General features: G+C 61.8%; 10 protein-coding genes. 6 read left to right on the plus strand and 4 right to left on the minus strand.

Annotation, left to right across the window (positions count from 1 at the left end):
* Nucleotides 1-34: 34 nt before the first annotated feature.
* From O9320_09950 to O9320_09965, 4 genes are all read left to right on the plus strand, one after another.
* The gene (locus O9320_09950) at nt 35-1642 is read left to right on the plus strand and encodes an ABC transporter substrate-binding protein (protein ID MCZ8311165.1); all 1608 of its coding nucleotides are present in this window, start codon (nt 35-37) and stop codon (nt 1640-1642) included.
* A 76-nt stretch (nt 1643-1718) separates the two neighbouring features.
* The gene (locus tag O9320_09955; GenBank protein MCZ8311166.1) at nt 1719-2702 is read left to right on the plus strand and encodes an ABC transporter permease; all 984 of its coding nucleotides are present in this window, start codon (nt 1719-1721) and stop codon (nt 2700-2702) included.
* Nucleotides 2703-2706: 4 nt separating this feature from the next.
* Nucleotides 2707-3534 carry an ABC transporter permease gene (locus tag O9320_09960; GenBank protein ID MCZ8311167.1) on the plus strand — a complete coding sequence of 276 codons (828 nt, stop codon included), beginning with the start codon at nt 2707-2709 and terminating at the stop codon, nt 3532-3534.
* The gene (locus tag O9320_09965; protein ID MCZ8311168.1) at nt 3531-5153 is read left to right on the plus strand and encodes an ABC transporter ATP-binding protein; all 1623 of its coding nucleotides are present in this window, start codon (nt 3531-3533) and stop codon (nt 5151-5153) included. The genes O9320_09960 and O9320_09965 overlap by 4 nt, the downstream gene beginning before the upstream one ends.
* Before the next feature lie 327 nt (nt 5154-5480).
* Here O9320_09965 and O9320_09970 read toward each other — a convergent pair whose 3' ends face one another.
* The 4 genes from O9320_09970 to arsA all read right to left on the minus strand — a co-directional run bounded on the left by O9320_09970 (nt 5481) and on the right by arsA (nt 11488).
* A complete protein-coding gene (locus O9320_09970; protein MCZ8311169.1) occupies nt 5481-6614 on the minus strand; it encodes an alkene reductase in 1134 nt (377 codons plus the stop codon).
* 88 nt (nt 6615-6702) lie between these two features.
* On the minus strand, nt 6703-7737 hold the full coding sequence (locus O9320_09975; GenBank protein ID MCZ8311170.1) for an NADP-dependent oxidoreductase: 1035 nt from the start codon (nt 7735-7737) through the stop codon (nt 6703-6705).
* A 64-nt stretch (nt 7738-7801) separates the two neighbouring features.
* Complete coding sequence (locus tag O9320_09980; GenBank protein MCZ8311171.1) at nt 7802-9427, minus strand: oleate hydratase; 1626 nt, start codon at nt 9425-9427, stop codon at nt 7802-7804.
* Nucleotides 9428-9646: 219 nt separating this feature from the next.
* Nucleotides 9647-11488 (minus strand): arsenical pump-driving ATPase, encoded by a 1842-nt coding sequence (arsA, locus tag O9320_09985; protein MCZ8311172.1) that lies wholly within the window; start codon nt 11486-11488, stop codon nt 9647-9649.
* A 936-nt stretch (nt 11489-12424) separates the two neighbouring features.
* Here arsA and O9320_09990 point away from each other — a divergent pair.
* Together O9320_09990 and O9320_09995 are read left to right on the plus strand one after the other, a co-directional pair.
* A complete protein-coding gene (locus tag O9320_09990; protein MCZ8311173.1) occupies nt 12425-13081 on the plus strand; it encodes a GntR family transcriptional regulator in 657 nt (218 codons plus the stop codon).
* Nucleotides 13078-13977 (plus strand): alpha/beta hydrolase, encoded by a 900-nt coding sequence (locus O9320_09995; GenBank protein MCZ8311174.1) that lies wholly within the window; start codon nt 13078-13080, stop codon nt 13975-13977. Before O9320_09990 ends, O9320_09995 begins: the two co-directional genes overlap by 4 nt.
* The last annotated feature ends 3 nt before the right edge of the window (nt 13978-13980 follow it).

Raw genomic sequence — 13980 nt, forward strand, 5'->3', positions numbered from 1 at the left:
TGAACAGGGTTTTGGCCACCATAGGAGATGTGCGATGCGTTTTGTCGGACGTTTTGCCACTGCCGTCCTTGCGGTCGGTGTGGGTTTCGCCGGGGCGATCTTCGCCGCCGAGCCGGCTGCGGCGCAAAAGCGCGGCGGCACGCTGGTGCAGATCACCCAACCCGAGCCGCCGACGTTGGGCTCCTACATTTCGACCGCCTCGCCGGTCGGGCAGGTCGCCGCCAAGATTTATGACGGGCTCTTCGAATACGACTTCAATCTGAAGCCGGTTCCGGCTCTGGCGCAATCCTGGACGGTCGCCGACGACGGCAAGACGATCACATTCCGTCTGCGACCGGGCGTCAAATTCCACGACGGCAAACCGTTCACCAGCGCCGACGTCCAATTCTCCGTGATGGAAGTGCTCAAGAAGGTGCATCCGCGCGGCATCAACACCTTCGCCGAGGTGACAGCCGTCGAGACGCCCGATCCGATGACGGCGGTGTTCCGCCTTGCCAAACCCGCGCCCTACATTATGTCGGCGCTCTCGGGCTACGAAACCCCGATGCTGCCCAAGCACATCTTCGAGCAGGGCGACATCCGGACCCATCAAAACGCCAACAATCCGATCGGAACGGGGCCGTTCAAATTCGTCGAGTGGCGGCGGGGCGAATTCGTCCGTCTCGATCGCAACCCCGACTATTGGAAGCCGGGCCTGCCGTATCTCGATCGGGTCGTCGTGCGCTTCATCGCCGACAACGCGACCCGCGCAGCCGCACTCGAAAAGGGCGACGCGCATGTCGCCGGTCTCGGTGCGGTGCCCTACAACGACGTCAAACGGCTCGAGCGGATGCCGAACATCCAGATCGAAACGCGCGGCTCCGAAATGCTGTCGCCCGTGGTCGAGCTGATGTTCAACACCCGAAAGGCGCCCTTCGACAATCCGAAGGTCCGCCAGGCGATCTCCTACGCCATCGACCGGAAGTTCGTCATCGACAATATCTGGTTTGGCTTCGGTCAGCCGGCGACCGGCCCGATTAGCTCGAATTTCGCGCCGACGGGGCTCTACAGCGCCAACGTCGCGAACTACAACGTGCCCGATGGCGTCGAGCGGGCGAACCGTCTGCTCGACGAGGCGGGTTTCCCGCGCAAGGCCGACGGCACGCGCTTCGAGATCGTGCACGACATCACGCCCTACGGCGAGGAATGGCGTCGGTTCGGCGAGTACACGCAGCAGGCGCTCGCGCGGATCGGCATCAAGGCGACGACGCGCTACGAGGACGTCGCGACGTGGCTCAAGCGCACCTATACCGACTACGATTTCGACATGACTTCGAACTGGCTGTTCAATCTCGCCGATCCCGTGCTCGGCGTGCACCGCGCCGTCCACTCGCGGTTCATCCGCCAGGGAACGGTCTTCGTGAACGGAGCGCGCTGGGGCGATCCTCGTGCGGACGAGCTCATGGACATGGCCACGATCGAGACCGACGCGGCGAAGCGCTCGGCGCAATATGCCGAGGTCCAAAAGATCGTCGCCGATGCGGTGCCGATCGCTTGGGTGCTCGAGGTCAAGTTCCCGACCGTCATCGACAAGCGCTACCGCGACGTCATCGTGAGCCCGCTCAATATCTTCTCGAACTTCGACCGGGCCTGGCGCGAGTAATGCAATAAGGGGCGGTCTGCAGCGATGCAGACCGCCTTTTTCTTTCGCCTGCAGCCGATCGGAGGGACGCGCAGCCATGAAATCCGGTTCCTTGGGCGGCTATATCGTCCGACGGCTGGTTCAGACTGTGCCGGTCGTTTTCGGCGTCGTGATCGTCAATTTCCTGCTGCTGCAGCTAGCGCCGGGCGATCTTGCAACGGTGTTGGCGGGCGAGGCAGGCGGCGCACCGAAGGAGTATATCGACCAGTTGCGCGCGCGTTTCGGGCACGACCAGCCGGTCTACGTCCAGCTCTTCAACTATCTGCGCAATCTGGTCGTCCTCGATCTCGGTTATTCCTTCCGCCAGAGTGCCCCGGTGCTGGATTTACTGCTCCAGCGCCTTGGGCCGACGTTGCTGCTGATGGTGTTCACGCTCGTGCTGTCGCTCGGTTTCGGCATCCTGATGGGATTGCTCGCTGCACTCTGGGTCCGTACCTGGAAAGACAATGCGATCTCGGTGGCCGCCATCATTGTCTACGCCACGCCGCTTTTCTGGGTCGGCCTGATGCTGATCCTCGTCTTCTCGATCTGGCTCGACTGGTTCCCAACCTCGGGCATGGAGGATGTCGTCGCCTTCCACGAAGGCTGGGCGCGGATCTTGGACATCGCCCATCATCTTGTATTGCCGACGCTGACATTGTCGCTGTTCTATTTGGCGCTCTATGCGCGGTTGATGCGCGCCTCGATGCTCGAACAGCGCGGCCTCGATTACGTCGTCACGGCGCGTGCCAAGGGGCAGACCGAACGCAAGATCACCACGCGGCATGTGTTTCGCAACGCGCTGCTGCCGGTGGTGACGATGGCCGGGGTGCAGACCGGCGGATTGATCGGCGGCTCGGTCGTCGTCGAATCGATCTTCGCGTGGCCGGGTTTGGGGCAACTCGCCTACCAATCGCTGTTCGCGCGCGACTACAATTTGCTGCTCGGCATCTTCTTCATGTCGGCGGTTCTTGTCGTCGTGGTCAATCTAATCGTCGACGTCATCTACGTCTTTCTCGACCCGCGCATTCGGATCGGGTGAGCGGATGAAGACCTTCTGGAACCGATTTCTCGGCAATCCGCGTGTCTATCTCGGGCTGATTTGGCTCGCGTTGCTGCTCGTCGTCGCGATCGCGGCGGATCTTTTGGCGCCGATCGATCCGTTCGCGATCGTTGGCAAGCCGATGTCGAGCCCGAGTGCGGCATTTCCGCTGGGCACCGACAGTCTCGGGCGCGACGTGCTTGCGGGCCTTCTGCATGGGACGCGCGCCACACTCGTGATGGCCGTGCTCGCCACGCTTGCAGCCGTTGTGTTCGGTACCTTCGTTGGCGCTGTCGCCGGCTATTACGGTCGAACGATTGATGACGCGCTGATGCGCTTGACCGAGTTCTTCCAGACCATTCCGTCGTTTCTGTTCGCCATCGTGTTGATCGCGGTTCTTTCGCCCTCGGCGGCGAACGTCGTGATCGCGATCGCGACCGTCAGTTGGCCGCCCATCGCGCGGGTCGTGCGCGGCGAAGTGCTGACTGTCAAGTCGCGCGAGTTCGTCCAGGCGGCGGTCGTGGCGGGGCAGGGCGACGCCGCCATCCTGCTCAAACAGATTCTTCCGAACACGCTGTCGCCTTTGATCGTCACGGGGTCGCTGTTGGTGGCGACTGCCATCCTCGTCGAAAGCGCTCTGTCGTTTCTCGGCCTGGGTGCGCCGAACCTGATGAGTTGGGGCTTCATGATCGGTGCGGGGCGCTCGTTCATGCGCGAGGCATGGTGGCTCGTCACGGTTCCCGGGATTGCGATTCTGCTCACGGTTCTGGCGATCAATCTGATCGGCGAAGGGCTCAACGACGCCCTCAATCCGAGGCTTGCGGATCTATGAGCGAAGTCGCCATCTCGATCCGCGATCTGAGCGTCGGGCTGCCGGCTTGGTCGGACCGGAAACTCGCGGTCGCGGGCGTGTCTCTCGATATCCGCAAGGGCGAGATACTGTGCATCGTCGGCGAGTCCGGTTCGGGCAAGTCGATGATGGGAAAAGCCATCCTCGGCCTTCTGCCGGGACCGCACGTACGTGCGGTCGGCGGCCAAATTCAGTTCGAGGGGCGGAACCTTTTCGAGCTTTCGGAAGACGAGATGCGCGCCGTGCGCGGCTGCCGGATCGCGATGATCTTCCAGGAGCCGATGACGGCGTTGAATCCGCTGATGCCGGTCGGACGGCAGATCGACGAGATTCTCGAAATCCATACTGATCTTTCGCCGGCGCGGCGGCGCGAACGCGTGCTCGACCTCATCCGCGACGTGCATCTGCCTGATCCCGAGCGGATGGTCGCGAGCTATCCGCACCAGCTGTCCGGCGGGCAGCGCCAGCGGATCGTCATCGCGATGGCGCTGGCGCTCGAGCCTGGCCTCATCATTGCCGACGAGCCGACCACAGCCCTCGACGTGACGACGCAAGCGCAGATCCTGCATTTGATCAAGGAACTGCAGCGCAAGCACGGCACGGCCGTGCTGTTCATCACACACGATTTCGGGGTCGTGGCCGAAATCGCGGATCGCGTGGCGGTGATGCGCCACGGCGAAGTCGTCGAGCAGGGGGCTGCCGCCGACGTGCTCGACGCCCCGCGAGCCGACTACACGAAAGCACTTATCGCGGCGGTTCCCGGCCTCAAGCCGCGCGGGCGCGAAGCGGGCGCCGATCCGAACGTCCTGCTGCGCGTGACGGACGTCGAGAAGACCTACCGTATCGCGTCGGGTTTCTTCGGCGGCGCGGCCCGCGAAGTGAAGGCGGCAAAAAAGATTTCGCTCGAGCTCAAGCGCGGCAGCTCGCTTGCCCTTGTCGGCGAATCGGGTTCCGGTAAGACGACGCTTGCGCGCTGCATTATTGGCCTCGAAAGCATCGACAGCGGCACGATCGAACTCGACGGCGAACGCATCAGTGGCCGCTCGCGCGCGGAACTGCGGCCCTATCGCAAGCACATCCAGATGGTCTTTCAAGATCCCTATGCGTCGTTGAATCCACGCCAGCGTGTGGGCGATATCGTCGCACTCGGGCCGATGCTCAACGGCGTTTCCCGCGACCAGGCCATCGCCGAGGCGCGCGAGCTGCTGCGTCTCGTTGGCCTCAAGCCTGAGGCCGTCGACCGCTATCCGCACGAATTCTCCGGCGGGCAGCGCCAGCGCATCGGCATCGCGCGCGCACTGGCGGTAAAGCCGAAACTGATCGTAGCGGACGAACCGGTGTCAGCACTCGACGTCTCGGTCCAGAAGCAGGTTCTGGAACTGCTGAACGACCTGCGCAAAGCCTTCGGCTTGTCGATGCTGTTCATCACGCACGATCTGCGCGTTGCGGCAACGGTGTGCGAGGAGATCGCCATTATGCAGCGCGGCGAAATCGTCGAGCAGGGTGCAACGGCGGCAATTTTCGCCTCGCCCGCGCACCCCTATACGCGCAGCCTGTTCGATGCGGTGCCCGGTCGCGAATGGATCAGCGGCCTCGGCTGACAGCCAATAGCGGCGATCTCCCATTCGATGAGAACTGGAGCGGTTCACATTGCAGGGTAGGGATGGGGTTAGCTTTTGAAGTGTCTGTGTTGCTGTTGGTTTCCGTTTATTCTGCCTTTTGCCGTAGTGCGCGGAAACCAGCGTCTAAAGGATGCTCTTTAAAGAAAGCTGGGGGACTGGGGTGCGGTCCATCGCCTGAGTCCCCTCGCTCCGACCACTAAGCGAGCCCGCCGCCGGGAAACCGGTCGGCGGCGGCCGCTCGGTCTGTCGTAGCCACGTAATTTTTGCAGTGACGCTGGGCCGAATAGTCTGCGGCGTGCGTCCCGCTCAATCCGCCCCCGTGGCGCCGACGGCGAGCGGCTGCAGAAATGGATAGTCCGTGTAGCCGTGCGTGCCGCCGCCGTAGAAGGTCTCTTTGCCCATCAGGGCGTTGAGCGGTGCGTCCAACTTGAAGCGCTCGACCAGATCCGGGTTGGCGATGAACGGGCGCCCGAAGGAAACCAGATCGGCGCGGCCGCTTGCGATGGCGTCGATCGCCATCCGACGGTCATAGCTGTTGTTGACCATCCAGACACCGTCGAACGCGGCGCGCAGTTTTGCGTAGTCGAAGGGGATGCTGTCTCGAGCGCCGCCGGTCTCGCCTTCCACGACGTGCAGATATGCCGGTCTCAGCAGACTCAACTTTGACACGACATGATCAAACAGCGCCTGCGGGTCGCTGTCGTGAGAATCTCCGGCGGTCGAGACCGGTGAAAGCCGTACGCCGAGACGTTCTGCACCTATCGCCTTCGCGCAAGCTGCGACGACTTCAAGTAGGAGCCGCGCGCGGTTCTCGATGGCACCACCGTACCGGTCGGTCCGGTGATTGGTTCCGTCGCGCAGAAAAGCATCGAGCAGATAGCCATGCGCGCCATGCAGCTCCACGCCGTCGAAGCCCGCTTCGATCGCGCGCTCGGACGCGTGGCGGAAATTCTCGACAATGCCGGGAATTTCGTGCGCGGCGAGTGCGCGTGGCGTCGAGCAATCGACCATGCCGCCTTTGGCGAATGTCTTTGTCTTCGCCTGGATAGCGGAGGGACCGACTGGCGCCGCGCTGTCCTTCTGGAAGCTGACATGCGAAACGCGACCGGTGTGCCACAGCTGCACGACAATGGTGCCACCCTTGGCATGGACGGCGTCTGTGACTTTGCGCCAGCCCAATACTTGTGCGTCGCTGTAGCAGCCGGGCGTGTCGGCGTAACCTTGTGCTTGTTCGGATACCTGGGTCGCCTCGGTAATAACCAACCCGGCAGATGCGCGTTGGGAATAGTACTCGGCTGCGAATTCGCCGGGGACAAGGCCTAGTCCCGCGCGGTTTCGAGTGAGCGGCGCCATCACCATCCGATTGGAGAGCTGCAAGGAACCTGCTCGGGTTGGTGCAAATAGGTCTCGCCTTGAACTGGCTAGGGTCGATTTGGCCATGGGGTGTCTCTGCTTTTCTGGCAATACGAATGTACCCAAGCGGGTCGCTTGGACGTTCTCAGTTGGGTGACCAAAGGGGGCAGGTCGGTCAGGCTTCGGCGACTTTGATAATCAGCTTGCCGAAATTCTTGCCTTCGAGCAGCCCGATGAAAGCCTGTGGTGCGTTGCCGAGCCCGTCGATGACGTCTTCCCGGTACTTGATCTTACCGTCTTTTACCCACGCGCTCATCTGGGCGAAGAAATCGTCGAAGTGCCGCCCATAATCCTCGAAGATGATGAAGCCCCGCAGCGTGACGCGCTTGCGCAAGATCGTGCCCATTAGCAGTCCGAGCCGGTCGGGACCGGGCGGCGGACTTGTCGAGTTGTAAGAGGCGATTAAGCCGCACACCGGCACGCGGGCGCTGACATTGAGCAGCGGCACGACCGCGTCGAATACGGCACCACCCACGCTTTCGAAGTAGACGTCGACTCCCTCCGGGCAAGCTGCGGCGAGTTGGGCTGGGAAATCGGCCGCGCGGTGATCGATGCACGCGTCGAAGCCCAATTGCTCGACCACGTAGCGGCACTTGTCGATGCCGCCCGCAACACCCACCGCGCGGGATCCTTTCAGCCGAGCGATCTGCCCGACGACAGAACCCACGGCGCCGCTTGCGGCGGCGACAACAACAGTCTCATCTGGCCTCGGTTGTCCGATGTCGAGCAAGCCCATATAGGCGGTGAAGCCTGGCATGCCGAGCACACCGAGCGCGAGCGACGTATGCGGGATCGACGCGTCGAGTTTCGTCAGATCCTTCCCGTCGGACAAATGGTATTGCTGCCAGCCTGCGAAGCCGAGTACGAGATCGTTCGCCTGAAAGTCGCGATGCTCGGAGGCGATCACGCGCGATACGGTTCCGCCGACCATCACGTCGCCCAATCCGACAGGCGGCGCATAGGACGGCGCATCGCTCATGCGCCCGCGCATGTAGGGATCGAGCGAGAGATAGAGCGTCTGGGTGAGAACTTGGCCGGCCGTCGGCGGGACGATGTCCCGTTCGTCGAGCCGAAAATCCTCCGCTGTCGGCGCGCCGCTCGGGCGCCGACCGAGAAGGATCCTGCGATTGACGCGGCGAGGTTGCGTCATTTACGCCATCCGGCGCTAGCCCCAGGGCAATAGCCGTCAGAATCGCATCTGAAGGCGCGGAAGTTCACTTGAAAGCCTTCACGACGGCGTCGAACTGAACCTTAAGCGACGTGTCGTGCGGCGTAACGGGCGGGATCAGCCGGTCGATCTGGAGCAGTTTATAGACGGCCATTTGCGCCGCCCGCACGGAGTACTCGACAGTGAAAACAACGTCGCTCTCGATTTCGACGAATTGGCTGACGAAGGCGAAGTTCTTCGAGCCCTGCGGGACGGGGCGCGGACGGTCGGAGCGGAGCCGCGGCATGAACATGCTGGTGATGTAGGGCATGCGGCATGGAATGCAGTTGGCGTCTTCGACCGTTTCGGGATCGAAGCGCAAATGGCCGCAAAGTTCACGCAGGATGTCCTCCCCCGTGCAGTCTGCCATCGACTTTGCGACGAAGTTCCCGATTCGATCCGGAAACAAAGCGTAACCCCAGAATACCCGAACGTTCGCGGGCTGATTGATAAAGTGCGGTTGGTGGGCGAGCACGATCGACATCAACCAGTTCGAGTCCTTGAACGTGATCAGTCCGCCGGTCCCGGCCTCGTTGCCGCTGAAGTCCCTAATCTGGTCGAAAAACTGCGGGCTCTTGAGCGTGACCGTAAAAGAATGCCAGTACGCTTGGGCAATGCTGCTGTTGAAGACCGCAGGATTGCCGAATGCGGGGCGTCCTTGCGCAATCGTCTCCCAAAGCGTCCAGCCACCGCTGTCCTTCTTCGTCAACGCATTGGGCGCGCTGGTCATGGAGCCGAGGCTGGAGGCGTCGGTCATCGAAGCGTTCTGGAAAAACACCAGATCGTCGGCGCCGACGGCGATCAGATCGCTTTTGCCCGCGCGCCGACAGCGGATGCCGGTCACGACGAATAGCGCTCCGTCAGGCTCATGGTCGAGATCGGTGACCAGGCAGTCCATGACGAACTGGACGTCGCGGGCCTTCAGCCACGCCTGCAAAGGAAGCACCAGCGAGTCGTACTGGTTGAACACCGTACGCTTGACGCCTGCGAGCGTTTCGATCCGAGTGAACTCAAGCATGAATCTGTGGAGGTAACGTTTGAGCTCGACGGCGCTGTGCCACGGCTGAAAGGCGAAGGTCGTCACCCACATGTACCAAAACTCTGTTTCGAAGAAGTTGGGCGACAGCCAATCCGTAATGCGACTGCTGCCGAGGATTTCCTCGTCAGTAGTGGCGAGCTTCAATAGCTCGGCTCGGTCGTGCATCGAGAAACCCATCGACGCTACCGGCACTTTAGCCCGCCGGCTATCGACGAGCCGCGCCATCGAGTTCGGCTTGTGCCGTGTGTTGAACGCGACGGTTTCCTCGAAGACGCTTTGCCCCGCCTGCGTGAGCGATGGGATCGTTTTGAACAGGTCCCACATGCATTCGTAGTTGTCGGTGGTGAGCATCCGGCCGCCGCGCAGCGAGTAGCCGTCCTCGGCATTGCCGGCGCCGTCGAGGCTGCCGCCGAGGATTGGATTAGCCTCCAGAATGGTGATGTTCTTGCCTGCCATTCCGCCGTCGCGGATCATAAACGCGGCGGCGGCCATCGATCCAATACCGCCCCCGACGAGCCAAGCCTTTTTGTTCGGGCGACCCGCATCGGTGGATTGCGTCGAATGATTCGTCGTTACGGTGGTCGTGGAGGGCATGAGCGATAATCCTTGCCGCAGTTTTGTGTCCGGATGTTCCGGCGCGCAGGAAATGGCAGACTATCGATCGGCATCGCTGCACAGGCAGGGGCGGAAACTACTCAAGTTGTCTCTAATATCCGCAGTATTTCAATTTCAAGTTATAAATTCTTGCTCTACTCCCAGGTACCAACATGCCCACATTTCGCGCGCACGCAGATGCATAGAATCGTCGTTCGATCACGATCGGGATTTTGGCGATCGCGGCTGGCTGATGACCAGCTTGTTTAACTCGGTGTATCCGATCGGCGGCACGGTCAACCATGGAAGCGCGAAAATTCGCTTTGCCAAGCCGGCTGCCATACGCGCCATCTGCTTACGCTCGCCTGCGAGACGTGCGGCCAGCAACGGGTCGCGCGTGCCTGCAGCCAGAATGCTCTTGTTCAGCACCCAGGCGTAAGGCTCGATTTTGGCGCGACGAAGGTCTTCTTGTAGCGCTTCCGCCTGCGACACGGGTGTCGCCTCCGGAAGTGTTACGAGAATGATCTTCGTGTAAGTGGCGTCCTGGAGTCGCATCAGAGGGGTGACGATCCGCGCAGCACCGTGTCCTTCGAATTCGTGCATCATCTGCCGGTGATAGGCGCCAGTTGCGTCCATCAGTAGCATGGAGTGGCCGGTGGGTGCCGTGTCCAGAACGACGAAGGCGCTGCGGCCCTCGCCGACGATTCGCGAGAATGCATGGAAAACCGCAACCTCCTCGGTGCATGGCGATTTTAGATCTTCGAGCAGCAGCGCCTGTTCGGCGGCGTCGAGCGAGGGCGACCTCGCCGCCATAATCTTGTCGATGTAGCGTTGCGTTTCGACCTTGGGATCGATGCGGCTCACTTTCAATCCCGGAACCTCGCCGTCTAGAGTTCCCGTTAGGTGGGCGGCAGGATCGGTTGTGCTCAGATGCACCGTTTTACCGCGCTGCACCAATCCCAATGCCACGGCGGCGGCGACGGTCGTCTTGCCGACCCCACCTTTGCCCATCACCATGACCAGGCCGTGCCCGGCAGTAGCTAGTTCGTCGACCAATACGCTTAGGCCCCGAAGATGCGCGCCGGTCTCGACAGCTAGATTGGCAGGCGCGACATTTTTCAGAGCTTCTGTACCCAGCAAGGCGCGCAACGCGGGCAGGCCGACTGTATCAAAAGCCCGCAGCGGAACCTGGTCCATTGGCAAATCACGCAGCGACAGCGGAAGCGCGTCCAGAGCTTGCCGCCCGAAATCTTCGATGGCGCAGGCTACCGCGTCGGCGCGATCGCCGGCATGAAACACGCCGTTGATCGCCAGTCTTTGGTTGTTCAAGCCCAGCAAGCGCAGTTCGTCCGCCGTGTGTGCCGCCTCTGCGATCGCGCTTCTGTCGGGGCGCGCAACCAGAATCACCGTCGTTTTGTTTGGATCGCTCAGTGCATCGAGTGCCGCCTTGAAGCGCTCCTCTTGCATCTTTAGGCCCGAATGCGGCCCAAGGCACGATGCGCCGCGGTCGTTGCCCTCAAGAAACCCGGTCCAGGCCTTGGGCAGGCTGAGCAGCCGCAATGTGTGCCCGGTCGGTGCTGTGTCGAAGACGATGTGATCGTAGTTTTCGGTTGCGTCGGCCAGAAGGGATGCGAATTCGTCGAAGGCGGCGATCTCCGTCGTGCAGGCGCCCGAAAGCTGTTCGCGGACAGTCGAACGCGCTGCGGCGCTGGTGTCGGGCGACATCTGCGCCAGAACGCGCTGGCGATACGACTCGGCCGCTTGGTCGGGGTCGATGTTGATGACCGACATGCCCGGTGCTCCCGGGACCGGCACAGGCGTATTGCGAAGCTCAATGCCGAGCATTTCGTCAAGATTCGACGCCGCATCTGTGCTGACGAGCAGCACTTTCTTGCCTGCATCGGCGAGCGCAAGAGCTGCGGCGGTCGACAGCGACGTCTTGCCGACGCCGCCCTTGCCAGTGAAAAAAAGATGACGGTTCGGATGATCCAGAAAGCCGACCGGGCTTGAATGGATCCCGGCGTCCGCCGCTTGACTAGGGGGAATTCGGTCGTGGGTCATTGCCGTGCTGCCGATCGCGCCGGCAGGGGCGCATTTATGCCGGCGTGCGCGACCTCGCCAAGCCTTTTGCCGATGTCACGGCATTGGTTGCCGCGCGCGATTTGAAGTTCGATCTCCATACTTCCCTTCGATCGCCGCGTTCGGCAATGTGACAAACATTCCAATGGCAGTAGCGGCATTTGATCCAGTCTCGAAATTGTTGCGCTCTAGTATGCTCTAAACTGTCTGTGTCCAGTAGTGCCCGGTTTTGCCCGTTACAGCACGCCAGCGCTTGTCAAAGCTGGCACGATTGGCCATATGCGCATTTGAAGCGAACTTGCGGGAAGCTTTATTGCGCGCTCACGGAACCCTGGTCAGCTTCCTCGCGCATTTTTTTCTCAGTTTGGCCAGCGCCTCGGCGTTCAGGGGCGATCGGCCAAAAAATGGTGCGGCACCACACTGGCTACTGCACATTATTGAGAACTCGTAGTGTCTGTGCGGTTGAACCATCACCGAAAGCTCGAATTCAAAGGCGAGGTTATGCGTTCCTTTCGACCGGCCTTAATTGCCCTTGGTTTCCATTCAATTCCCTCTGTTGCAGGAGAACACGAAACTACCGTTGAAGTTATTGAGTGTTTTGTTATCTGGGGGGGCTGGGGCGCGAGGCGTCGCCTTGCGGGGTTCGAATTCCGCTGCACCGACTATTAAAGAAGCCCGCTTCCGGGAAACCGGTCGGCGGGTTTTCGCCTTTTCAGACTTGAGATCACTTGCTCATGCTTTTGTTCGGAGGGGTACGCCTGACGAAATGCTGCGACAATTCAAGCCAGTCATTGCTGCCACGTTCGAGGTTGGACCTAGGTATGTGGGGTACGCGCAATGGACTGCGGATACGCGCTTGCCTTTCATTATCGATATCGATAATGTAGAGGTGTCAGTCTGGGCCAGGGAGGGGGGCTTATGGCGAAAGCCGCGCGACCGCGCGAAGTCGTCTATTCAGCGCTAAAACAACGCATCGTGCTCAATGAGATCAGTCCGGGCGAACCGCTGACCGAGCTTGGTCTTGCCCGCGATCTTGGATGCAGCCAAGGCACGGTGCGCGAAGCGTTGTTGCGTCTTCAGGAAGACGGTTTGGTCGTGCGATCGGGCCATCGCGGCACGAGCGTTACGCCGCTCGATCCGGCTGCGGCCGAAGAAGTGCTCGATCTGCGCAAGCGATTGGAGACGCGTGGGGCACTGCGTGCCGTTGCCGCTTACGGGTCCGATGCACGCGCGAGGCTTGTTGTGTTGCGCGACGGTATGGCGCGTGCGGCGCGCTGCAACGACGAATACGCCTTGATCGAACTCGACATGCAGTTCCACGCAGCAATTTTCGGGCTCGCGAGCCCGCCGGTCCTCGAACAGATTTTGATCCGCTGCATGCTCCATTCGCACCGTCAGAAACTTTGGGCGCCGGGACACAGGCGCAGCCTCGCACGCACGGCCGAGCGGCACGACGTGCTGATTGCGGCACTCGATGCGGGCGATGGTGCGCGCCTTGCCGAAGAGATCGCGCACCATCTCGACACGATCGTCGAAATCGAAGCGCCGCGCGCGCGCAAACGGCGCGCGGCATGAGCGACGTCTATCTGCATCCTGAAATGGCCGCGATTCTGGCGGGCGGCGGGGCGGCCCCCGACTATCCGAACATGCCGCTCGCTGAGGCACGCACGACATTCGAACGGCTTGCCGCGAACTGGAATTCGGCGATCCCTGCGCTCTGCGAGAGCCGGGATTTGGAGATACCGGCTGCGGGCGGTTTTGTCCGTGCGCGTTTGCTGCGGCCCACGCTCGAGCTTAACCGTCCGGTCATCGTGTTTGTCCATGGCGGAGGTTGGACCTTCGGTTCGATCGACACGCATCGCGGTTCGATGGCGCGCTTGGCGATCGAATCGGGCGCTTGCGTTCTGGGCATCGACTATCGCCGTGCACCCGAGCACCCGTACCCGGCGGCCATCGACGATACCCTCGATGCTCTCGATGCGGTGCGAGCGGGCCTTCTTGGCGATGCGGTCGATCCGTCCCGCATAGGTCTCGCTGGCGATTCGGCCGGGGCGGGGATATCGCTTGGCGTGCTGACGGCGGCGCGCGGGCGCAACCGCCTGCGGGCGGCGGCGCTGTTCTACGGCTGCTATGCGCCGGTATTCGACACGCCGAGCCATGCGGCGTTCGGCGGCGGCGCCTATCTGCTCACAACCGCGCGCATGCGCTGGTACTGGGCAAATTGGCGTGGGCCGACACCTTTGCCCGACTTGGCCGGCTTGCCGCCGCTGTATCTGAACGCCGCCGGTCTCGATCCATTGCGCGACGAAAGTTTCGAATTTGCGCGCGTCCTCGGCGAGGCGGGCAACGACGTTCGTTTCGACCTCTTTGCGGGTGTTTGCCATGGCTTCATGCAGATGTCCGCGAAACTCGAACCGGCCCGCACAGCGCATCGTGCGGCCGGTCGCTTCTTTGCCGAAAAACTTCAATAACCA

It is taken from the genome of Magnetospirillum sp., from assembly GCA_027532905.1.
Classification (GTDB): Bacteria; Pseudomonadota; Alphaproteobacteria; order CACIAM-22H2; family CACIAM-22H2; genus Tagaea.

Excerpts from the sequence above, each read along its gene's own strand:
- O9320_09950 (MCZ8311165.1), top strand. The coding sequence starts at position 35 with ATGCGTTTTGTCGGACGTTTTGCCACTGCCGTCCTTGCGGTCGGTGTG.
- O9320_09955 (MCZ8311166.1), top strand. The coding sequence starts at position 1,719 with ATGAAATCCGGTTCCTTGGGCGGCTATATCGTCCGACGGCTGGTTCAG.
- O9320_09960 (MCZ8311167.1), top strand. The coding sequence starts at position 2,707 with ATGAAGACCTTCTGGAACCGATTTCTCGGCAATCCGCGTGTCTATCTC.
- O9320_09965 (MCZ8311168.1), top strand. The coding sequence starts at position 3,531 with ATGAGCGAAGTCGCCATCTCGATCCGCGATCTGAGCGTCGGGCTGCCG.
- O9320_09970 (MCZ8311169.1), bottom strand. The coding sequence starts at position 6,614 with ATGGCCAAATCGACCCTAGCCAGTTCAAGGCGAGACCTATTTGCACCA.
- O9320_09975 (MCZ8311170.1), bottom strand. The coding sequence starts at position 7,737 with ATGACGCAACCTCGCCGCGTCAATCGCAGGATCCTTCTCGGTCGGCGC.
- O9320_09980 (MCZ8311171.1), bottom strand. The coding sequence starts at position 9,427 with ATGCCCTCCACGACCACCGTAACGACGAATCATTCGACGCAATCCACC.
- arsA (MCZ8311172.1), bottom strand. The coding sequence starts at position 11,488 with ATGACCCACGACCGAATTCCCCCTAGTCAAGCGGCGGACGCCGGGATC.
- O9320_09990 (MCZ8311173.1), top strand. The coding sequence starts at position 12,425 with ATGGCGAAAGCCGCGCGACCGCGCGAAGTCGTCTATTCAGCGCTAAAA.
- O9320_09995 (MCZ8311174.1), top strand. The coding sequence starts at position 13,078 with ATGAGCGACGTCTATCTGCATCCTGAAATGGCCGCGATTCTGGCGGGC.